Annotated in this window: 21 protein-coding genes; 8 read left to right on the plus strand and 13 right to left on the minus strand. The window is 40.6% G+C overall.

What is annotated here, in order from left to right; all coding sequences use genetic code 11:
* Position 1: 1 nt before the first annotated feature.
* Positions 2-1,366: a pyridoxal phosphate-dependent decarboxylase family protein gene (locus C7S20_RS11745; RefSeq protein ID WP_107012644.1), complete on the plus strand. Its 1,365-nt coding sequence runs from the start codon at positions 2-4 to the stop codon at positions 1,364-1,366.
* 110 nt (positions 1,367-1,476) lie between these two features.
* A complete protein-coding gene (locus C7S20_RS11750; protein ID WP_107012645.1) occupies positions 1,477-1,929 on the plus strand; it encodes a YybH family protein in 453 nt (150 codons plus the stop codon).
* An 11-nt stretch (positions 1,930-1,940) separates the two neighbouring features.
* Here C7S20_RS11750 and C7S20_RS11755 read toward each other — a convergent pair whose 3' ends face one another.
* Positions 1,941-2,666, minus strand: a complete 726-nt coding sequence (locus tag C7S20_RS11755; RefSeq protein WP_107014221.1) for an SIMPL domain-containing protein — start codon at positions 2,664-2,666, stop codon at positions 1,941-1,943.
* A 178-nt stretch (positions 2,667-2,844) separates the two neighbouring features.
* Between C7S20_RS11755 and guaA the strand changes: the two genes are divergently transcribed.
* Genes guaA through C7S20_RS11775 form a run of 4 tightly spaced genes read left to right on the plus strand, consistent with a single transcriptional unit; the run spans position 2,845 to position 7,315 of the window.
* Complete coding sequence (guaA, locus tag C7S20_RS11760; protein WP_107012646.1) at positions 2,845-4,374, plus strand: glutamine-hydrolyzing GMP synthase; 1,530 nt, start codon at positions 2,845-2,847, stop codon at positions 4,372-4,374.
* Between the two features lie 27 nt (positions 4,375-4,401).
* Entirely contained in the window at positions 4,402-6,366 is a 1,965-nt protein-coding gene (locus tag C7S20_RS11765; RefSeq protein WP_107012647.1) for a PBP1 and LysM peptidoglycan-binding domain-containing protein, read from the plus strand.
* Positions 6,363-6,761 carry an OsmC family protein gene (locus tag C7S20_RS11770; RefSeq protein WP_107012648.1) on the plus strand — a complete coding sequence of 133 codons (399 nt, stop codon included), beginning with the start codon at positions 6,363-6,365 and terminating at the stop codon, positions 6,759-6,761. Before C7S20_RS11765 ends, C7S20_RS11770 begins: the two co-directional genes overlap by 4 nt.
* Positions 6,762-6,781: 20 nt before the next feature.
* Positions 6,782-7,315 (plus strand): DUF922 domain-containing protein, encoded by a 534-nt coding sequence (locus C7S20_RS11775; protein ID WP_227009000.1) that lies wholly within the window; start codon positions 6,782-6,784, stop codon positions 7,313-7,315.
* On the opposite strand, the gene C7S20_RS11780 is transcribed toward C7S20_RS11775, so the two are convergent.
* The 5 genes from C7S20_RS11780 to C7S20_RS11800 form a co-directional block, all read right to left on the minus strand.
* On the minus strand, positions 7,306-8,250 hold the full coding sequence (locus tag C7S20_RS11780; RefSeq protein WP_107012650.1) for an NAD(P)H-dependent flavin oxidoreductase: 945 nt from the start codon (positions 8,248-8,250) through the stop codon (positions 7,306-7,308). The two genes, C7S20_RS11775 and C7S20_RS11780, sit on opposite strands and share 10 nt — an antisense overlap.
* Entirely contained in the window at positions 8,247-9,833 is a 1,587-nt protein-coding gene (locus C7S20_RS11785; protein WP_107012651.1) for a S8 family serine peptidase, read from the minus strand. Before C7S20_RS11785 ends, C7S20_RS11780 begins: the two co-directional genes overlap by 4 nt.
* Before the next feature lie 22 nt (positions 9,834-9,855).
* The gene (gene mnmA, locus C7S20_RS11790; RefSeq protein ID WP_107012652.1) at positions 9,856-11,043 is read right to left on the minus strand and encodes a tRNA 2-thiouridine(34) synthase MnmA; all 1,188 of its coding nucleotides are present in this window, start codon (positions 11,041-11,043) and stop codon (positions 9,856-9,858) included.
* A gap of 97 nt (positions 11,044-11,140) precedes the next feature.
* On the minus strand, positions 11,141-11,536 hold the full coding sequence (locus tag C7S20_RS11795; protein WP_107012653.1) for a lipocalin family protein: 396 nt from the start codon (positions 11,534-11,536) through the stop codon (positions 11,141-11,143).
* A gap of 45 nt (positions 11,537-11,581) precedes the next feature.
* Positions 11,582-12,247 (minus strand): toxin-antitoxin system YwqK family antitoxin, encoded by a 666-nt coding sequence (locus C7S20_RS11800; protein WP_107012654.1) that lies wholly within the window; start codon positions 12,245-12,247, stop codon positions 11,582-11,584.
* Between the two features lie 86 nt (positions 12,248-12,333).
* Here C7S20_RS11800 and C7S20_RS11805 point away from each other — a divergent pair, with 86 nt between their 5' ends.
* Positions 12,334-13,308, plus strand: coding sequence for a fasciclin domain-containing protein (locus C7S20_RS11805; RefSeq protein ID WP_227009001.1), 975 nt, complete (start codon positions 12,334-12,336; stop codon positions 13,306-13,308).
* A gap of 65 nt (positions 13,309-13,373) precedes the next feature.
* Here C7S20_RS11805 and yidC read toward each other — a convergent pair whose 3' ends face one another.
* From yidC to C7S20_RS11820, 3 genes are all read right to left on the minus strand, one after another.
* Positions 13,374-15,236: a membrane protein insertase YidC gene (yidC, locus tag C7S20_RS11810; RefSeq protein ID WP_107012656.1), complete on the minus strand. Its 1,863-nt coding sequence runs from the start codon at positions 15,234-15,236 to the stop codon at positions 13,374-13,376.
* A 40-nt stretch (positions 15,237-15,276) separates the two neighbouring features.
* Complete coding sequence (locus C7S20_RS11815; RefSeq protein ID WP_107012657.1) at positions 15,277-16,920, minus strand: CTP synthase; 1,644 nt, start codon at positions 16,918-16,920, stop codon at positions 15,277-15,279.
* Between the two features lie 108 nt (positions 16,921-17,028).
* Entirely contained in the window at positions 17,029-17,307 is a 279-nt protein-coding gene (locus C7S20_RS11820) for a DUF3820 family protein (protein WP_107012658.1), read from the minus strand.
* A gap of 99 nt (positions 17,308-17,406) precedes the next feature.
* Between C7S20_RS11820 and C7S20_RS11825 the strand changes: the two genes are divergently transcribed.
* Complete coding sequence (locus tag C7S20_RS11825) at positions 17,407-18,933, plus strand: GH3 family acyl-acid amido synthetase (RefSeq protein ID WP_107012659.1); 1,527 nt, start codon at positions 17,407-17,409, stop codon at positions 18,931-18,933.
* Here C7S20_RS11825 and C7S20_RS11830 read toward each other — a convergent pair whose 3' ends face one another.
* The 4 genes from C7S20_RS11830 to C7S20_RS11845 all read right to left on the minus strand — a co-directional run bounded on the left by C7S20_RS11830 (position 18,934) and on the right by C7S20_RS11845 (position 22,238).
* Positions 18,934-19,515: a M48 family metalloprotease gene (locus C7S20_RS11830; protein ID WP_107014222.1), complete on the minus strand. Its 582-nt coding sequence runs from the start codon at positions 19,513-19,515 to the stop codon at positions 18,934-18,936.
* Positions 19,516-19,841: 326 nt separating this feature from the next.
* Positions 19,842-20,309, minus strand: a complete 468-nt coding sequence (locus tag C7S20_RS11835; protein ID WP_227009002.1) for a DUF4168 domain-containing protein — start codon at positions 20,307-20,309, stop codon at positions 19,842-19,844.
* A gap of 214 nt (positions 20,310-20,523) precedes the next feature.
* A complete protein-coding gene (locus tag C7S20_RS11840; protein ID WP_107012660.1) occupies positions 20,524-20,883 on the minus strand; it encodes a cupin domain-containing protein in 360 nt (119 codons plus the stop codon).
* Between the two features lie 65 nt (positions 20,884-20,948).
* Complete coding sequence (locus C7S20_RS11845; RefSeq protein WP_107012661.1) at positions 20,949-22,238, minus strand: hypothetical protein; 1,290 nt, start codon at positions 22,236-22,238, stop codon at positions 20,949-20,951.
* Positions 22,239-22,543 lie beyond the last annotated feature (305 nt).

Consider the following 22,543-nt stretch of genomic DNA (forward strand, 5'->3'; position numbering starts at 1 on the left):
AATGCACACCATAGATATGGATTTGGTAGAAATGACGCTCGACGTCATGAAGTATGCCATAGACCGTATTTCAAATGTTACTCCTGAACTTGGTTCGCCCAAAAAGGAAGAAGAATTGCTTCGAATTGTTGGTGAGACCATTACACCTACCGGAATTGGAGGTGAAAATGCCTTTAAATTATTCAGGGATGTTCTGGTAAAAGCCACCGTGCCTATCGACCATCCGCGTCATCTTGCGTTTGTTCCTGCCGCGCCTACCCGCGCAGCCATTATGTTCGACCTGGTGACTTCGGCTTCCAGTATTCATGGCGCTTACTGGATGGAAGGCGCAGGAGGGATTTTTTGCGAGAACCAGGCGATGAAATGGCTGGTTTCCTTAACCGGCCTTCCAAAAAACGCTTTCGGGGTTTTTACCAGTGGCGGTACTGCGGCAAATCTTTCGGCTTTGGTTGCAGCCCGGGAAGACTGGCGGGAGAAAAATCCGGGTAATGACAGGACCCGGGCTCTTTTGCTTACTTCAAACGGCGCTCATAGTTCCATTAAATCTATGGCCAAGGTGATGGACGCTGACGTGCGGCTAATCGAAACTGAAGATGAATATCTTTCGGGAGAAGACCTTAAAAATGAAATTGACAGCCTTCCCGAAGAAGATCATAAAAGGTTATTCGCGGTAGTGGCTACCGGCGGAACTACAAATGCCGGAATTATCGATGGTCTTAAAACCATCGCTGAAGTTTGTGAAAACGAAAAGATCTGGCTGCACGTAGATTGTGCCTACGGTGGTGGCGCTCTCGCAGCACAGTCGGTTAGACATTTATTTGAAGGTATCGAAAAGGCCGACAGTATTACCATTGATCCTCATAAATGGCTGTTTTCGCCCTATGATTGCGGTGCGGTGATCTATAAAAATCTGGAACTGGCTGAAAAAGCGCATTCTCAGAAAGGAGCTTACCTTGAAATTTTCAAAGACGAAGGAGCTCAGGGCTTCAATCCGGCAGATTATCAAATTCAACTCACCAGGCGATTGCGCGGACTTCCGCTTTGGTTCTCGCTAGCCATGCATGGAACCAATAAATATCGGGACGCTATAGAAAGAGGCATCCAGCTGGCAAAGATCGCGGAGAAAATGATCTCTGAAGATGATGAACTTGAACTGGTAAGGCCCGCCAGCCTTTCAGTTGTCTTATTTAAAAGAAAAGGCTGGACGGCTGAGGATTATAAGGAATGGACCTATAGAAACCATCGTGACGGATTTGCACTGGTCACGCCATCTACTTATAAAAATGAAAGTGTCATTCGTTTCTGCTTTATCAATCCTGATACGACCGAAGAGGATATCAGGAAAATCCTGGAAACGCTTCATTAATAGGGAGGTTTAATTTAATTAAATAAATTTTTGTAATTTAAAGTGGAATAAGCCTTCGGGCGACCCTACTTATCCCCATAAAAATTTATTAACTAATTAAACCCACCATTATGAGAAAATGTAGTTTTTTAATTGTATTATTTATTTTTGCAGCCATTTCGGCAAATGCACAATCCTCCGATCTTCAAGAGGAAATAGAAGAGACTTCACAAAAAGTTGGAGAAGCTCTCGATAACGGTGATTTTGGTACCTTTGCAATGTATTTTGATGATGATGTGACCATGAAAATGCCTGGTCATGAAACTTTAAAGGGAGTAGATGCCGTAGTGGCTGCTCACAAGCCCATGGCAGAACAGAAGATAAAACTGGTCCTTGATACCGATGAGGTAATAGATTTGAATGGTTATGCCTATGAAAGCGGTAATTATAAAATCCAGACCGCAGACGGAAAAGTAGTCGATAAAGGTTCTTTTGGAACTTTATGGAAAAAAGAAAATGGAACCTGGAAAATTTTCAGGGATATGGTGAGTACCACTATGCCTATTAATGCCCAAGACCACTGATCATATTTACCCTAATTAATTTCATATTCCAGCCTCATAGTAATTGAGGCTGTTTTATTTTTATCGGCTGTATTATAAGCACCACTCCAGCTGAAATCTTCCCCGCTGTTCTGCCCGGTGATCTGGAAAACTCCCATATTGGCGCTTTTAAGGTCGCCAAGTTCCTCACCGCTGTTTTCAGCAATTTTTTCTGCTCTAAGCCTGGCATCTTCCGTGGCTTTGGAGATCATCTGTATTTTGAGATCAGAAAGTTTGGTATAGTAATAACGTGGCGGTTGGGAATTGAACTGTACACCTTTGTTCAGTAATTCGGTGATCTCGCGGGAAACCTCTTCGACCTTCTCTACATCTTTAGATTCAATTTTGACAGATTGGGTGAGTTCATATCCTTTAAAAATGCTGCCTACATAATTGCCATTCTGATACTGATTTTCCTGCTGTTCTATGGTATTAACCGAATTGAAAACGATATTTTCGGCAGCGATTCCTTTCGAAACAAGGTAATTTTTCACGGTTTCCTTGTCGTCATTCAAACTTTTATAGGCCTGTTCAAGGTCGGGATTCATTCTGCTGAATTGTCCTTCCCAAACGATAAGATCTGAAGTGAAATTTTCGCTGCCCGATCCGGTTACGGCTATTACTCCATCCGGATTAGCCCGGGCGACATAGGCATGACCTAAAAAATAAGCAGCCAGGACTATGGCTACGGAGAAAATAATGGCACCGATGAATTTCATTTTTTTACCTGATTTGATTGAAAGCAATAGCGGGTTTAAACTTAGCGATTATTCAGATTGAAAGCTATATACATTGTGATATTTTTAGGAATAATAGATCATGAACGCAGTATTTTCGAAGCAGGAAATTTAATTCTTCGGCGGGTTTTATTTTTGCCTCAAATTCCTATTTTTGCCTATGCAAAATAACGTACTCATTCTGGACTTTGGTTCTCAGTACACACAACTCATTGCTCGGAGAGTTAGAGAACTAAATATTTACTGTGAAATTTATCCTTATCAGAAGATTCCTGAAGATCTTTCGGGCTTTAAAGCCGTGATTCTTTCGGGAAGTCCGTTTTCTGTAAGAAATGAAAATGCTCCGCATCCTGACCTGAGTCAGATTCGTGGAAAATTGCCTATTCTGGCAGTTTGTTACGGCGCACAGTATTTTGCTCATTTCAGCGGCGGAAAGGTGGAAGCCTCTGATACCCGTGAATACGGAAGAGCTAACCTTACGGTGATCAAAGATGGAGAGAAGTTGTTTGATAAGATCAAGGAAAACTCGCAGGTTTGGATGAGCCACAGCGACAGTATTATCGAACTGCCAAAAGGAGGGATCCGCCTCGCCAGTACCACCGATGTGCTGAATGCCGCCTACCGAATTGAAGGCGAAGAAACCTACGGGATCCAGTTTCACCCTGAAGTATATCATTCCACCGATGGAAAACAGCTTCTGGAAAATTTTCTGGTGAAAATTGCAGGAACAAAACAAACCTGGACTCCGGGTGCTTTTGTCGATCTTACCGTTTCAGAATTAAAGGAAAAGATCGGTGATAAAAAAGTGGTTCTCGGTCTTAGCGGAGGAGTTGATTCAACAGTGGCCGCTGTTTTGCTGAATAAGGCGATAGGAAAAAATCTTTACTGCATATTCGTGAATAATGGTTTACTGAGAAAGAATGAATTTGAAAGCGTTCTCGATCAGTACAAACATATGGGGCTTAATGTAAAAGGAGTCGATGCTTCGGCACGTTTCTTGGATGCTCTCAAAGACCTGGTAGATCCTGAAGCAAAAAGAAAAGCTATTGGAAATACTTTTATTGAGGTTTTTGACGACGAGGCCCATGAAATTCAGGATGTTACCTTCCTTGCGCAGGGAACGATTTATCCCGATGTGATCGAATCGGTTTCTGTAAACGGCCCGTCGGTGACCATCAAATCGCATCATAACGTAGGCGGTTTGCCGGATTTTATGAAATTGAAAGTCGTGGAACCTCTTAGAATGCTTTTTAAAGATGAGGTGCGTAGAGTGGGAGCTGAGCTAGGTATTGATAAAGAACTTTTAGGAAGACATCCATTCCCGGGTCCTGGACTTGCGATTCGTATTCTGGGTGATGTAACTGAGGAAAGAGTGCGCATCCTTCAGGAGGTAGACCATATTTTCATTCAGGGATTGAGAGACTGGATGCTGTATGATAAAGTCTGGCAGGCAGGAGTGATTCTGCTTCCCATTCAATCTGTAGGAGTGATGGGAGATGAAAGAACCTATGAGCAGGTGGTGGCTTTACGTGCGGTAGAATCTACCGATGGAATGACGGCAGATTGGGTTGACCTTCCCCATGAGTTCTTACAAAAGATTTCCAATACAATAATTAACCGGGTAAAAGGCGTTAATAGAGTGGTGTATGACATCAGTTCGAAACCACCTGCCACAATCGAGTGGGAATAGTACCGGAAAAATATAAAAAAAGACAAAATGAGATATCTGTTTGTAATTTGTTTTCTTCTTCAGTTTTATGTGGCTCCGGCATTTGCCCAGGCCTATAAATACCATACTGTTAAGAAGGGAGAAACTGTTTTTAGTATTTCCCAGGCCTACAATATTGATGAAGAAGACATCTACAAATACAATCCGGATGCCCGAAATGGAATTGAAATCAATGAAAAACTTGTAATTCCAATAAGTGGTTCAGAAAATAAGCCTGCTCAGAATGTTAATATAGATTTTAAGGAACATGTGGTGCAGCGAAAGGAAACTCTTTACAGTCTTTCAAAGCAATACAATGTAAGTATAGACGAAATAAAAAAATATAATAAACAGCTCTATTCCAAAGAACTTCAAACGGGAGAAACGATACGCATTCCCATAGAAAGGAAAGCTGAAGCGGCTCAAACCAAACCCAAGGAAAGTATCCTAAACCGAAATAAACCTTCTGAAAATCCTGCCATACAAACCAAAAAAACGCGGGAGCATATTGTGCTTCCAAAGGAAACGAAATACGGGATCGCTCGTAAATATGGTATGACGGTCAGTGAGCTGGAAGATCTTAATCCTAATGTTGAGGTACTTCAACCGGGAATGATGATAAGGGTTGGAACTGATGTTTTGAAAGATGAGCCTGTAATTATCACCGATGAACGTTTCCATTTTTACGAAGTGAAACCACAGGAAACCCTTTTTAGCCTTTCCCAGCGATTCGGCGTGAGTCAGGATTCACTTATGAAATTGAATCCGGGACTGGTTGACGGCCTCAAATCAGGAATGGTTTTAAAAGTTCCGGAAAAGGAAAATCCTGATTATGATCCTGCCTCGGCGATTAGTTACAATCCAAATCTGGAAAACAAAATCGATCTTTCGGGGGAGATTAGCAATTTTAAAACAAAACAGCTCGTTTTGATGTTGCCGTTTCATACCGAAAAAGTAGAAGAAGACTCCCTTGCGACTTATAAAGATGTAATTCTTAATGAACGCGTGGTTCGAATTTCCCTTGATTTCTACAGCGGGGTATTAATGGCTCTCAATAAGGCCAAATCGCTGGGGATCAATACGGATCTTCAGGTTTATGACACTCATCAGAACTCTTCAGAAGTTGCCAATATTATTAATACTCATAATTTTAATAATGTAGATGTGGTAATTGGGCCACTTATTCAAACCACCACTGAAATCGCCGCCTCTAAACTTGAAAACCGTAATATCCCCGTGATTAATCCGCTTTCCAATAGCAGCATGAATGGTTATCGCAATCTGTTCCAGTCGAGGCCTACCGACGAATTGCTGAGAAAGGTTATGCTGGATTATATTTCAAGCCATGCTGAAGGGAAAAATATCATAATTATTGCAGATGGTAAATCTTATCAGGTCAAAAACCAGCTTTCGCAGCGGCTTCCATCGGCAAAATTTGTCAATCCTACAGATAATTTTGTAGCCGATAATAAGATTGTGAACCTGTTGCAACCGGGACTGCCTAACTGGGTGATCCTGGAATCAGATAATATTAATGTTGTAAGCAGTGCGACTTCGGCACTTAACAGGCTGGCACGGGATTACGATATTACCCTGCTTACCACCAATAAAAACAGTGCTTTTGAAAGCGATATCATTTCTAATAATCACCTGGGAAAACTCAAGTTCCATTATCCTTCGGTAGATCGCGAATACGACAACACCCGAACTGAAGATTTTATTAATGATTATGTGGCAAAATATGGAATTGAACCTAACCGTTTTGCTTTGAGAGGATATGACCTGACTTTGGATATTCTGCTTCGTCTTGCATCGGCTGACAGTCTTTACGATTCATTTGAAAGATATCCCGGATATACCGAATATTACGAAAGTAAATTCCATTATATTCCAAATACCACCGGAGGTTTTATCAACGATGCCGTTTATATTTTGGAATTAGATGAAGATTTAACCATAAATGATGCAAAATGACTTCAAAAGTAATTTATAAAGGAGATCTTAGAACAGAATCTGAACATCTGCAAAGCGGGACTAAAATGATAACCGATGCACCTGTAGACAATCATGGTAAGGGAGAGGCTTTTTCACCAACCGATACTGTTGCAAATGCGCTGGCTACCTGCATGCTTACCGTTATGGGAATTAAAGCTGAAGGTCTGGACATAGATATGAAAGGAACAACTGCTGAAGTGACTAAAACCATGGCCTCCGATCCGCGACGGATCTCTAAAATCGAGGTGAATGTGCAGTTTCCATCAAATTATGGTGAGAAAAACAATAAGATTCTGGAAAATACCGCCAGAAATTGTCCGGTTCTCCAAAGCCTTAACCCAAATATAGAATTAGACCTTTCCTTTCGGTTTTGATGAAAAGAAGCCTGATATTCTTGGTTTTCCTTTTATGCGGAAATTTGCTTTCAGCACAGGTTAAAGATGAAAAAATTGCCTGGGATCCTGATCGTCCTCTTAGCTGGAGCGATTTTAAAGGAGAACCCGATGCCTCAAGCAGCTATACCGCCAATACGAATTCTGGAATTGGGTACACCTGGAGCTACAGTACCGCGTCAGGGGAGCCTCAACTTACTTTTGAAGTTAGCTGTAATTTTTATCCGAAGCTTTCATGGGTAAAAAATCCGGCAGATCCAGATTATTTACTGGCCCATGAACAGTTACATTTTGACATCTCCGAATTATATGCCCGCAAACTAAAAAAAGCCCTCGCAGAATATGAACCAGGCAGATCGATAAGGCAGGATCTTCGGAACATCTATAATAAATATGAATCTGAAAGGGTTTCTGCTGAAAAACAGTTTGACCGGGAAACCAGGCATAGCGAAGATTACGAAGCTGAAATGGCCTGGCGGAAAAAGATCGCACAGGAACTGGAAAGGCTAAAAAATTATAACACCAGTCAGAATTGAACCATTTCCTTTCTGGCGATCTCAAATTCTTCCATCATCTCTTTTACAATTTCCGCGGCAGGTTTTATCTCATGGATTAAACCTGAAATTTGACCAATTTCCAGTTCTCCTTCCTCAAGGTCCCCTTCGAACATACCTTTCTTTGCCCGCGCACGCCCCAGTAATTTTATAAGTTCATCTTTGGTTGGCGTTTGAGTATAGAGTTTAAGAATATCTTCGTAAAATTTATTTTTAATGAGTCTTACAGGCGCAAGTTCCTTCAGGGTGAGGATAGTATCTCCTTCCTGAGCAGCAACTACTTTTTCTTTGAATTTTTGGTGCGAAGAGGCTTCGGGAGTAGCTACAAAACGGCTTCCTACCTGTACCGCATCGGCGCCGAGTACCATTGCGGCAAGCATTCCACGGCCGGTAGCTATTCCTCCGGCAGCGATCAATGGGATTTTAATTTTTTCCTTTACCATGGGAATAAGTGTAAAAGTGGTAGTTTCATCCCGGCCATTATGGCCTCCTGCCTCAAAACCTTCGGCTACTACGGCATCTACACCGGCTTCTTCCGATTTTAACGCAAATTTCAGGCTGCTCACCACATGAACAACTTTGATTCCATGGTTTTGAAGATGCGAGGTCCAGGTTTTAGGATTTCCAGCCGAGGTAAACACGATTTTCACCTCTTCTTCAATAATGATTTCCATGATCTTTTCTATTTGCGGATAGAGCATGGGAACATTTACTCCGAAAGCCTTGTTGGTCGCTTTTTTACATTTTTGAATGTGTTCGCGCAGCACTTCGGGATACATAGAGCCAGAACCGATAATTCCCAGGCCGCCGGCATTTGACACTGCGCTGGCGAGTTTCCATCCGCTGGCCCAGATCATTCCTGCCTGGATGATAGGATATTCTATATTGAAAAGTTTGGTGATCCTGTTGTTTTTCATTTCTTTATGATGAGTGATGATTTGCGTATTCCGTCCTGTTCAAACATAGCAATATAAATTCCTCTTGAAAAACCTGCCATATTTATTTCGTAGTTATCGTCCAGTTTTTCGAATAATTTTTGTCCCAGAGTATCAAAAAGTATAAAATGAAAGGGCTCCGAATTTGTATTTCTTATTTTGAGAATATTAGACGTTGGGTTAGGAGCAAAAGCTACTGAACCAAAATTCTCTGGAAAAGCCAGTTCATAGGCTTTTTTGAAATTGGGAATTCCGTAGCCGATTTTATAATTGAAATTGGGATATAAGGAAGCAGAAGCAATAATAAAATTTTTGACCTCCAAATTGGTTAAGGATGGTTTGCTTTGCCAGAAACTTGCGGCAGAACCCGCAAGAATAGGAGAGGAGAAGGAAGTTCCTACCACACCCACCAGATGCCCAGATTCATCTATTGCGGCGACTTGACTGCCCTGTGCCACGACCTCGGGTTTTACCCGATTATCAGCACTGGGGCCGGTAGAACTGAAGGAAACATAATTTTCATTGGGATCTACTGCACCAACCGTGAGGACATTGGCGTCGGCGGGAGCTGCTACAACCGGGAACTCTTCATCTTCGGCAGAATTCCCTGCCGATACTACCACCAGCATTCCTTTTTCCATTGCGATTTCGGCTCCGCGTGAAACAAATGCAGTTTCCCCGTCCATATCTTCGGTTGAATAATTATATGCGGGATTATCGAATAAAGAGTAGGAAAGGGAAGAATTGATCACATCGGCACCCAGGCTGTCGGCACGTTCTGCGGCCTCTACCCAGTAACTTTCTTCCACCGGAGTTTCAGAAGTAGCAATTTCGGTACGAAAAAGGTAATAGGAAGCTTCAGGTGCAGTTCCGATAAAAAGATTTGGGATTTTGCCACCCATGGTGGAAAGAACCAAGGTTCCATGATCACTCAGGGAAGGATTATCAAAATCATCCGATCGATTTGGAAAATCATACCCGCCCAGAAGATGGCCATTATTTCTCATATCCTGGAAAACCTGTAGGGATTTAACATTGGGAAAACCTGCGTCCAGAACAGCAATTATCATATTATCGCCCGTGTAATCATTTTTATGCAGGTAATCTGTATTCAACATCATCACCTGATTAGCGGTGCTGCCATAATTGTAATCTGCAGCCTGTTCTAATTTTCCATGTCTTTTCGTTTGTTTTAATGGTGCCCGCTGATTGAGTGCATCGGCAGCAAACTCAATAGAATCGACAAATTTGAGTTTTTCCAGCGCCAGAATGGCTTCAGTAGTTCCAATTACATGAATGCAGTTCAGCCATTTAGATTTTGCTTTTATCTGGATTCCGTTTTGTGCTTTAACCGCGACAATATAATCTTCATTTACCGGTACATCCCGTTCGTCAATGGGCGTATTATGAAGTGCTTTTCTCTGAATGGCTTCGGCTGATAAAATACTTTCGGGATGAGTGAGAGCTTCTTCGACATTCGCTTTATCTGTGAAATAAACCCATGCGTGCTCCTGTGAAAAGCCGGAGAGGCTTAAAAAAAGCAACAGAAGCAACAATTTTCTCATGAAAGGTATTTGCCGGAACAATTTACGAAATTACTCCTGAACCGAGTAATTCTTCTTCCTGGTACCAGGCTACAAACTGACCTTCGGTAATGGAGGCCTGAGGTTCATCAAAAACCACGTACAGTCCGTTGGCGGTTTGAAATAGTGTGGCATCCTGAAGCGGCTGGCGGTAACGAATTCGTGCTTTAAGTTTCATTTCTTCACCATCTTTAATAGCAAGATCTTTACGAATCCAGTGAACTTCTTCGTTTTTTACAAAAAGGGCGCGACGGTAGATTCCAGGATGATCTTTTCCCTGGCCGGTGTAGATCACATTTTCTTCCACATCGGTATCTATAACGAAGAGAGGTTCAGGAGTACCGCCCACAGCAAGGCCTTTGCGCTGGCCTTTGGTAAAATAATGAGCTCCCTGGTGTTTTCCTACCACTTTTCCGTCTTCAGGCTGGTATTTGTATTTTCTGGATAGAAATTTCAGTTCTTCTATTTTGGAGTCAAAATCTTTTTGCTCTTCCACATAAGTTTCCATAGTTGCCGGAACTTCCACTATTTGGCCCTCTTTCGGACTTAATTTTTGCTGAAGAAATTCCGGTAGTCGCACTTTTCCAATAAAGCAGAGCCCCTGAGAATCTTTCTTTTCAGCAGTGACAAGCTCCTGTTCAGCGGCTATTTTCCTGACTTCCGATTTCTGAAGCTCGCCAATAGGGAAGAGCGTTCTAGCAAGTTGCTCCTGGGTTAACTGACATAGAAAATAACTTTGATCTTTGTTCCTGTCTTTTCCGGAAAGGAGACGGTAAAGAGTTTGTCCGTCCTTTTCAATGGTATCTTTCCTACAGTAATGTCCTGTAGCTACAAAATCGGCACCAAGAGAAAGTGCAATTTTAAGAAAAACATCAAATTTTATTTCCCTGTTGCAAAGTACATCGGGATTAGGTGTTCGGCCATGTTCATATTCCCTGAACATATAGTCGACAATGCGCTCTTTATATTCAGAACTTAGGTCAACGGTCTGGAAAGGAATTCCCAGTTTTTCAGCCACGAGCATGGCATCATTGCTGTCATCCAGCCACGGACATTCATCAGAAATGGTTACAGAATCATCGTGCCAGTTTTTCATGAACAACCCGATCACTTCATAACCCTGTTCTTTCAGTAAATATGCGGTAACACTGGAATCCACTCCACCCGATAAGCCTACAACTACTTTTTTCATCACTTTTTATTATGCGCTATAATGGTCGGTAAACCGGGTGCAAAATTACGAAATAAAAAAAGGTGGCGAAAGCCACCTCATAATTAGGTTTTTATTGCTAGCGTTTTTCAAAAACAATAGATGTGGTAGGGGAAACATCAGGGACAAATGTAAACTTTGATCCATTAAAGGTTACTGTACCGGTTGCAGGCCCAAAAGTTGGAATATTAAAAGTGTACTTGGTTTCCGTTTTGCTCCAGGTAGTGTTGTCGGTGCTTGAAACACAATTATTATCCGAATAAGCATGAAATTCTGAAATTGCAGTATTATCAGCATTAAAAGTAATGTTTGATTGAGTAGTACAATCATTAATTTCAATACCGGGAGCATTATGAGCTTCCACAAGAAACCAGGTTCCAAGAATTTTTTCTTCGCCAGTGTCATTATTGTTGTCGTCTTTGCTACATGCTGTTAAGGCGACCACACTAAGCATCATAATTAAAATCTTTTTCATAATAAGTAGGTTTTAGTTGTTGTTAAATATATTCAATTTTCTTTATCAGAATTCTTTTTCTTCATCTAATTTCCCGTCTTTATAATATTTCCAACTGCCGGTTTTTTCTCCCATGGAATAATCTCCTTCCATCATTTTTTCTCCGGAAGAATTATAGTAAATCGCATGGCCGTTAAGTTCTCCCTGGTGATATTGGAGTTTTTTCATCAATTGCCCCTTTTCAGAATAAATAAGACTTTCCCCTTCTTTTTCCCCATTTTTATACAGCGTCTTTTCGGCGATTTGAGAATTGGGGAAATAAGTAACCTGCAGGCCATTGAGTTGATCATCTTTATAGATCTCGCTCATCATGATACTATCACTATCTTTGTGAAAATAGATCCATTTTCCTTCTCTTTCTTTGTCCAGCATTTTTCCTTTGCTGATGGGTTTTCCCTGCTGGGTGTAATAAGTAACGCTAACCGTGTCATTCCCTTTTCCAAAATCCATAATGGCTGATGGATATTCATAAAATCCTCTTTTGTAGAATTTGAATTCTCCAATTCTTTTGCCATGTTCAAAAGTTCCTTCGAATTTCGGTTTATTGGTGCCTTCAAAATTTACTTTCCATTTACCGTCTCTTCTTCCTTCGGTGTCTTTTTTATTTAGCTGGGACAGGCAAATTATTGGAAATAAGAGAGATATATATAATATTATGTTATGTTTAATCATATTTAACAAACATTAAACAAAGGTCTAACGCCTTTGCATCTACTTTAGCTCAAAACTCAAAATGATCATTAATTAAACTAAGAACTATGAAAATTATTTTAAAAAACGCGAAAATGGGAATGATATTTCTCTTTTTTGCATTCACCTTTACTTCCTGTAATGACGACGAAGATACTCCAATGCCCGAGCCTGAAACAAATACCATTGTGGATTTTGTTAACAGTAATGATGATTATTCGTCACTTGCAGCTGCTATTGATGCGGCCGGTTTAACCGCGACGCTCAATGGAACTACAAAATATACCGTATTTGCTCCGAACAACGCTGCTTTTGCCGCTTTTCTTGATGCTAACGGTTTTACCAGCCTTGATGAAGTGCCTACAGATCTTTTAACGCAGCTATTGTTATACCATGTTCAGGAAGGCAGCATAATGGCAGCAGACCTTTCTACCGCTTATATCCCAAGTTTAGCCGTTTATGGTACTTCAGAAGCACCTCTTAGCCTTTACGTAAATACCGAAGGCGGGGTAACTCTTAATGGAGTGAGCAAGGTAACTACAGCTGATGTGCAGGTAGATAATGGTGTAATCCATGCCGTGGATGCCGTGATAGGTCTACCTGATATTACAACTTTCGCGCTTGCCGATCCTAATTTTTCAATTCTTGTATCAGCTTTGACCCGTGAGGACTCTTATAGTTTTGTAAGTACTTTACAATCTTCTAACGCACCTGCGCCATTTACAGTTTTTGCCCCGGTAGATTCGGCATTTGTAGCTTTACTTGATGAACTTGACTTATCTTCTTTAGATGATATAGATGCTGATACTCTTGCGGCGGTCTTGAGTTATCACGTTGTTACTGGTGCAAATGTAAGATCTTCTGATCTTACTGATGGAATGATGGTTTCGACTTTGAACGGAGATGACTTTACGGTTAACCTGGGAGATAATGTAACGATCACCGATGCAAACGCAAGGACTGCCACTGTGATTGCTGCAGATGTCCAGGCCACTAATGGCGTGATACATGCACTGGATACAGTGATTCTTCCTTCAATGTAGCGAAAAAGAACTATCTGCTACTTCAGAATTAAAAAGGCTGCCTTTTCGGACAGCCTTTTTATTTTTTATTTTTTTCCTTTTTTCTGTTGCTCTTCGGCCTGTTCCATCATTTCCTGGAATTTTCGGGTAAACCTGTTTTGCTTTTTCGGTTTCTTTTTGTTCTCCTGGATCTTTGCATGGATCTTATCTTCATCGATGATCACATGTTTGATCACCAGCATAATACCAATGGTAATCAGGTTTGAGGTGAAATAGTAAAGAGAAAGTCCGCTGGCATAGTTATTAAAGAAGATCAGCATGAACAATGGGGACAGGTACATTAGGAATTTCATATTGGGCATTCCCGGCTGCTGATTCGCCTGCATATTCTGGCCGGTGGTCATCGTCATATAAATAAAAATCGCGATGGAAGCCAAAATAGGGAAAAGGCTCACGTGGTCACCATAGAAAGGAATATTAAATGGCAAATGTGCCACCACATCATAGCTGGAGAGGTCATCGGCCCACAGGAAGCTCTTATGTCTTAGCTGAAAAGCACTGGGGAAGAACTGAAACAACGCGTAGAAAACCGGGATCTGTGCCAGCGCGGGTAAACAACCACTCATCGGGCTGGCTCCGGCCTTGCTGTACAGCTTCATGGTTTCCTGCTGTTTTTTCATGGCGTTATCTTTATACTTCTCATTGATCTCATTGATCTCGGGACGTAAGATCTTCATTTTGGCCTGAGACAGGTAAGATTTATAAGTAACAGGCGACAGGAAGATCCTCACCACAATGGTCATCGCAATGATCGCAAGACCATAACTTGGAAGAAATCCGCTTAAAAAGGCAAAGAAAGGAATGAAAAGATATTGATTTATCCATCCAAAAATTCCCCAGCCAAGCGGAACAATTTCATCAAGGTTCCTGTTATAATCGTTCAGAAGCTTATAATCCGCAGGCCCGTAGAACCAGTTCATATCATAGTTCAGCTCCCCGTTATTAAACGCCAATGGGACTTCCGAAGCAAAACTTTTGGTGAAAAGAGTATCTACTTCTTCATCTTTTACCAGGTTTTCTACCTTGAATCTGGCCTTTTCGAACGGATTGTCCGTTAGGAGAATAGAAGTGAAAAAATGTTGCCTGTAAGCAATGTAACTAACATCTTTATCTTCTTCCTCACCGCTTCTTACCTTATCGTCATCATCGCCGTTAAATTCGTAAACAAGATCGGTATACCTGTTTTCATAGGTGATGCTTTTTGCATGACGGTAACCTTTAAGCTGCCAGTCCAGAATTGGTTTTTCAGAGGTGTTGAGAACGTCGCTGAGTCCTTGTGAACGTATGCCGAAATCAAGCATATATTGATCCGGTTTCATTACATAGCGATATTCCAGAAATTCATCTTCAGAAACCTTTAATTTCATCGAAAGAACCTGATTTCCTTCATCATTCCGGGTTAGTTCAGGCTGAAAATATAGATTTTTGGTATCAAGTGTACGACCATCAGAAGTCTTTAAATTCAGATTGAAAGAGGCACTTCCGTCTTTAATAAGATAAACGGGAACCGAGTCATAGGTTTTATAATTCTTAAGCCGCGCTTCCTCGATATAACCTCCTTTATTCGAAACTTTTAATTCCAAAAGATCGTTTTCCAGGGTAGTGGTGCCGCCCTGAGCCGAAGGCAAAGTAGCTGAATAACCGAAAGCCCCCAATTTGCTCTGTGCCTGGGCAACCGCAGCTGAATCACTTAAAACAGTGGCTTCCTGCTCCCTTGGAGGTTCTACGAGGTTATCATCATTTACCGGATTTTCCTGAACCTGTTCTGTTTCAGTTCCTTCGGTTTTAGTTTCTTCCTGAGAAGCATTATTATAGAGCATCCATATCAAGATCGCTCCGATCAATACAAATCCAATAATGGATTGAATATCTACTTTCTTTTCTTCCATTCTAATTAATTACTTGTTTTTTGATATTATCAAAAAAAGTTTACTGTTTTTGAGCCATTCCGGCTTTTTTATTTTTGACAGAAAATTCATGTGCAGCCTTCACAAATGCTGTAAAAAGCGGATGCGGGTTGGCTACGGTACTTTTATACTCGGGATGGTACTGTACGCCCACAAACCATGGATGGTCAACAAGCTCGATCACTTCTACCAGTCCCGTTTCGGGATTGATTCCAGTACTCGCCATTCCCGCTTTTTCAAGCTGTTCTTTATACTTATTATTGTATTCGTAGCGGTGGCGGTGACGTTCTTTAATTTTTTTTGTTTTATAGACATCGCGAATGATGCTTCCTTCCTTCAGTTCGCAGTCCCAGGCCCCAAGCCTCATAGTTCCGCCTTTGTGAGTGATTTTTTTCTGCGCTTCCATTAAATCTATCACGGGATGCTTTGTCTTTGGGTTCATTTCAGTAGAATTGGCACCTTTTAACTGAAGCACATTTCGTGCAAATTCTATTACCGCCATTTGCATTCCAAGGCAAATTCCAAGGAAAGGCAAATTATTTTCCCTGGCATATTGAACGGCATCGATCTTTCCTTCAATTCCCCTTTCTCCAAATCCCGGTGCTACCAGAATTCCGTCGAGATGGCTTATTTTATGATGAATGGTGTTTTCATTAATGAATTCTGAATGAATATATTCTACATTCACAAAGACTTCATTTTCGGCACCGGCATGAATAAAAGATTCCAGAATTGATTTATAACTATCCTGAAGTTCCACGTATTTTCCAATAAGACCGATATGAACTTCGGCTTTCGGATTTTTATGGCGTTGGAGAAACTGGTTCCATCTTTCCAGATTCGGTGTACTGTCGTCTGGAAGTGCCAGTTTTTTCAGGGTTACGATGTCAAGGCCTTCTTTCAGCATCATATTTGGTACATCGTAGATGGTAGTAGCATCAATACTTTGGATCACCGCTTCCTGCCTAACATTACAAAAGATCGCGAGTTTACGGCGAATATCATCAGAGAGTTCATGCTCTGTACGGCAAACCAGTATGTCGGCCTTGATACCGCTTTCCATCAGCGTTTTCACACTGTGTTGGGTAGGTTTTGTCTTTAATTCGCCAGCTGCTGAAAGATAGGGCACCAAAGTAAGGTGAATTACAAGTGCATTATCATCGCCAAGTTCCCATTTTAGCTGTCTTACCGCTTCTATATACGGAAGGGATTCAATATCTCCCACCGTTCCGCCAATTTCGGTGATGACGATGTCGTAATCGCCATTTTGACCAAGTATCTGAATTCGTTCCTTGATCTCATTGGTAATATGAGGAACCACCTGTACGGTTTTTCCCAAAAATTCTCCGCGCCTTTCTTTTTCAATTACACTCTGGTAGATCCTGCCGGTCGTGACATTATTGGCCTGCGAGGTGTTGACGTTGAGAAAACGCTCATAATGGCCCAAATCCAGGTCGGTTTCGGCGCCGTCTTCAGTCACGTAACATTCTCCATGCTCATACGGATTTAATGTTCCGGGATCTACATTAATGTATGGATCCAGCTTCTGAATAGTGGTTTTAAAGCCACGAGACTGAAGCAACTTCGCAAGCGATGCCGCGATGATACCTTTCCCCAGTGATGAAGACACACCTCCGGTTACAAATATATATTTGGTTTCGGCCATTGTGGTAGGGTTTGCTGTGTTGTTTATTTTGGCCGCTAAATTACAAAGAAGAATATAAAAAGCACCTAAATTCAGGGGCTAATATTAAGAGCCTCTTAACACCACATTTTATTTGGGATAGCGTTTCCTTATCTCTCGCAAAAGGCCCTCGAGGCTGTTGAGTTTAAGCTCATAAACCTGTCGCATCTGGTCTCCTAATTTTCCATTTGGAAATCCTTTTTGCTGAAACCACACATAATAAGGTTCGGGAAGATCAGACAAATAACGGTCTTTATATTTTCCGAAAGGCATTTTGGCGTGGGCAAGTTCTATCAGGATCTTTTGATCGGGCTGTGGCAATTTTTCAGATTTTGCGGAAAGTTCCGAAAAAAGCCAGAAAAGAACCATTTTTTAGCCTGTTGATTTTATTGTGGAAATGAGTAGTTAAATATTTTGTAATCATTTGAAGGTCTATACCGGTCTTCATAGTTTTAGCAAAAACAAGAAATGGCGATCATAGGTTCCATCATAAAAAGTCTGATCGATCTTCGAGAAAATTTAGTTTCTGAAACAGATCCTGAAAAAGAGCAGGAGCAGGTGCTAAAAAATCTGTTGAAAACGGCCCGGGACACGGCCTTTGGTAAACATTATAAATTCAGTGAAATCCTTAAAGAAAAGGATATTAAAAAAAGTTTTTCTGAAAAACTTCCTTTTTTCGATTATCATAAAATGAATGAAGAATGGTGGCACCGCTACCATGAAGGGGAAGAAAATGTTTCCTGGCCCGGAAAACCGCCTTATTTTGCGCTGAGTTCTGGAACGACGGGCAAGTCAAGTAAAAGAATTCCAGTTACTGGAGATATGCTGGAATCCATCCGAAAGGCTGGCATTAAGCAGGTGAGTGCCCTGAGTAATTTTGACCTGCCTTCCGATTTTTTTGAAAAAGAGATCATGATGCTGGGAAGTTCAACCGATCTGCAAAAAGAAGGCGATCATAAGGAAGGTGAGATTAGCGGGATTAGCGCGAGCAATATTCCTTTTTGGTTTCGCGGGTATTACAAACCTGGTGAAGAAATTTCGAAGATCGATGAATGGGATGACCGGGTACAGAAAATTGCTGAAAATGCCAAAAACTGGGATATTGGAGCTTTAAGTGGAATTCCTTCCTGGATGGAACTAATGCTTAAAAAGGTTATAGATTATCATAAGGCGGAGAATATTCATGAAATTTGGCCCAATTTACAGGTTTATGCCTCGGGAGGAGTCGCGTTTGAGCCCTATGAAAAAAGTTTTGAGGAAATCTGGGGAAGACCGGTGCAGGTCATCGATACCTATCTTGCTTCGGAAGGTTTTCTGGCGATTCAAAACCGCCCCGGCACGCATTCCATGAAACTGATCATAGATAATGGAGTTTATTTTGAGTTTGTTCCGTTTAAACCTGAATTCATCAGGCAGGACGGTTCTTTAACCGAAGATGCGCCGGCGATTCCGCTTGCAGAGGTTGAAGAAGAAAAAGATTATGTCCTGCTCATTTCCACCGTTAGCGGCGCGTGGAGATATATCATAGGTGATACCATCAAATTTACCGATAAAGAAAAACTTGAAATACGAATTACCGGCCGAACAAAATTCTTTTTGAATGTGGTTGGTTCCCAGCTTTCAGTTAATAAAATGAACGATGCTGTAAAAGAACTTGAAGAAGAATTCAATATTAAAATTCCTGAATTTGTGGTAGCGGCGAAAAGGGGAGAAGATGGTGAATATTACCATTTCTGGTACCTGGGAACAAAAGATGGAGTGAACGAGGAAAAACTGGCCCGGTCGTTGGATAGAAATCTGAAGGAAGCCAATAAAAATTATAAGGTTGCCCGTTCCAAAGCTTTAAAAGGAGTTAAAGTATTTACTATTGAACCCGATCTTTTTCATGAGTGGAATGCCGCAAATAAAAAGAAAGGCGGACAGGTAAAAATGGAAAAGGTGATGAAGGAAGAAAAATTTGCCAATTGGCAGCAATTCGTAAAAAAACACTCTTAATCATTTCCCGGAAGAAGCGTGCGCTTCATCTATAAGCATCATGATCTCTTCCTGAGAAAGGTAAAGATTTTGGATCCTGGTTTTATAGGCAGCTGAAAGGTGTGCATTATTAAGGATGAAATCTTTGGTAGCGATAATGTATTTACCAAGTCCGTGTGCCACGGCGTAAGTATCAGCTTCCCTTTCAGCTTCGCGGATGTAATTTTTTGAAGTAAGGTATTTCATCCCGAACCATACCAGATCGATCCCTTTGCGGTCACGATAATCCATAATATGCCCCAGTTCATGACCAATCCAGCCAATGAGCACATCTGAAGGTACGGTGGTCACATCAAATTCATGACCTTCTATATTGATCTTTCTATTGATAAAAATAAGATAGCCGCGGTTCTTTCTTTTCTTAAATAGTCCGCCGAACTTAGGCTGCGCCTGCATAAAAGATTTTTTAATATTCTTTTTGAAGCGGAATTCGATAGGGGTGTCTTTTAATTCAGGATAATGGGAAAGGGCGATATAGGCTTCTCTCCAAATTTCGTCAGGAACGATTTTATGAGAGTATTCGAGGCTGTCTTTTTGCTTCATATGAAGATTCTTTGGAAAAGAAACAAAAGGCAAAAGGGAAATGAGCATTAATATAATATTTCTCCGGACACCTTTCATTTTTGATTTTTCCTGAAATTACAACAAAATTGGTGCCTTGTAAAATCAGAGGTTTTAAAATACCCATAAAATTGACAAAATTCAGAAATAAAAAAGAGGCTGTCTAAAAAAGCTATAAAACGTCATCCTATATTTTTTTCAGGATCTTTACTAATTGAAAATCAAATTTAATTAGAACCTGAAATCAGTTCAGCTTGACGAAAAAAGGTCTTTTTAGACAGCCTGGTCTATTAAAATGGTCGGGATATTTATTTCTGTAAAATATCCTTAAGCCTTTGTTGTAGTTCCTGGTCTGACCTTAATGCCATTGCCAGTTCCTGATATCTGTCTACAGTTAAGCCGCTTTCAGAAATAATATCTTCCATTCTTTTCTGGAAGCTGGGCTGCAGAGCCTGAAATTCTGCTACGATCTCTTTATATTTTTCTTTTTCGTCAGCCGTCATTTTCACATCGCTATCGGGATTTTGCTGGGCCTGATGAACTTCATTAAATCTTTGAAGTTCCATGCCTTTTTCCTGGATGATCTGCATCATTTTTTGTTGAGCTTCCTGATTGGCTAATCTCATTTTCTGAAAAGCCTCTGCGAATTTTGCAAGTTCGGCATCGTTTACTTCAACCTTTTGCTGCTGGGGCATCTGGGTGTTCTGAGCATTTCCAGGCATTATGCCCATAGCCAATATTAAAAGTAAACTGCTTACTACATTTTTAATTTTCATCTGTAAATTTTTGTTTTTGAATTGAGCCTGTATGTTTTTAATTTTCAAAATACTGATAATCAATAATTTGAATTTCACACCTTCTCATTTTGATTTAGGCAGCGAAAGCTATGGACAACAGCTGCCAATACCAAATATTTTATAAGCAGATTTCCTGTATTATGAATTTATTAACAGGGCCGAATTGTCTTTTCAAGTGTGAAAAGACTTTTGCCTAAATTCTTTCCTGTTGATTTTGGGTGAGCTCATGCTCCTCCTCGCCGGTATGTTTGGTAGAAGCCGGTTCAAAAAGCATTACATGTACTTCTTCTTCGGCAATTGGTTTATGTTCCACTCCCCGGGGTACTATAAAAAGCTCATTTTCTGATAATTCTACCATTTTGTCCCGGAATTCTATTTTCAGTTTTCCCTTGATGATCATGAACATTTCATCTTCATCTTTATGGGAATGCCAGATAAATTCTCCTTTGAGTTTTGCCAGTTTTACCAATTGGCCGTTAAGTTCTCCCACGATCCTGGGGTGCCAGTGGTCGTGGAACATTTTAAATTTTTCTTCCAGGTTTACTTTTTCCATGATTGTTTCAATTTAGCATTAGGCAAAGATAATTCTTCGACAACCGAAGACGCGAGATGTATATTTCATTTTTTATTGCTAATGGAATCACACTCAAAACATTTTATTAAAGCCTTATCAATATCCACGTCATCTGAACCTTTTAACGGTTGATCTACATACCCTTTTTGGTCTATGATATTTTTAAAAGATCTCGCATATTCTTTTAGATGATCCCGCCGATATTTAATTTTTGATTTGATTTCCCTGCCGGTAAGTTTATAAATAGTATCGGGCCAGACCTTAAAAGCTTCTTCAATCGCTTTATCATTGAGATTTTTCTGAAGGATTTCAGCCTGGTTTATAAAAACTTCTTGCGGTGTATCTTTCAAAAAGTAAACATCAAACGGATAAACAAGGCCTTTCATATAGTCAATATCCTTATTATACGGCCGAACGAGAGGTTGTATATGAGGGTTGGTTAAAATTTCAGGAAGTATTCCATCTATATCAAAAAAGGCGTTATCCCGATCCCCTGCCAGGGGAATGGCTGTGATATAATTGCCCTTTTCATTTTTCAATACCCATCCCCATTGTTTGGCGTGCCGGTCCCAATCGCCAATAATTATATCGAATAATCGCGCCCTGACAAGAGCCGGTTTGTCAATATGTAATTTGTCCCCTTTTTCCTGCTTTAATTCCTGAAGATCATCGGTTTCTATAATTTTATCAGCATCGAAGGAGGTCCAGTTCACATCGCTTTCCGTTTCATATTCCAGCAGGTAAAGATGATTTCCGTATTGGTCATTATATTTTCCCAGTTTTTTTTGCTTCGGAATAAAAACCATCTGCGGATGCGTATGGAGAACGCCTGCTTTTTCAGAAAGCGCTGCAGCGAGAATGGCTCCATAGGGATGTTGTGCGGATATCCCATCGATAACAACATTTTCCAGCCCCAGTTTTTTAGCTATTTCGGGAACCACAGGAGCAGGATCTTTGTTTACGCTTCTAAGGGAATATTCCACGCCATTACTGGCAAGCAATTTTAAGGAATGGGTCTGGTGACCGCCACCTTCCCCTAAAATCTTCATTCCTCCTTTGAGTGTATCAAGGTAAGCAACCGGAAATTTTACAGGAGTAGCCCAGGTTTGGCGATAATTGCTTCCCTGCATCAGATTTTTTATTTCTTCACCTTCATACAGTGTCGAGATTGCCAGTTTTATAGAATCATGTTTTCTAAAATCTATGTTTTCTAACTTTTTGCCAGATGTGACGGTGACACTGCTTCTTTTTTTGTCGGTACTGGAAACTGAAATATATAGAAGTCCGATAAAGAGCACTATAATCATAAGAAAACCGACGAGCAGTTTCTTCATATGAGGTTTTTTTATTGGTTAAAGACAAGTTATAATTTTTAGGAGCTATTTGTTGCTGCAGATCCTCTTTTTAGCTTGATTTTATGAAGTTTTAGTAAAAATTTCAATTTCTGAAAAGGAAAATTCACCACAGATTTCTACTGTTCTATTTAAAATTTTTGGAATCACTGGTTTTTAAAAATATCCAGATCTAACTTCCACCGTTAATTTCAGCAAAAAATCGAAGTGGCTTTACGTAGGAATTCTACTTACAATACTTGTTAAAATTTTATTAAAGAAGTACGGAATAAATGTAGGATCAGGGG

The sequence above is a fragment of the Christiangramia fulva genome (genome assembly GCF_003024155.1).
GTDB lineage: Bacteria > Bacteroidota > Bacteroidia > Flavobacteriales > Flavobacteriaceae > Christiangramia > Christiangramia fulva.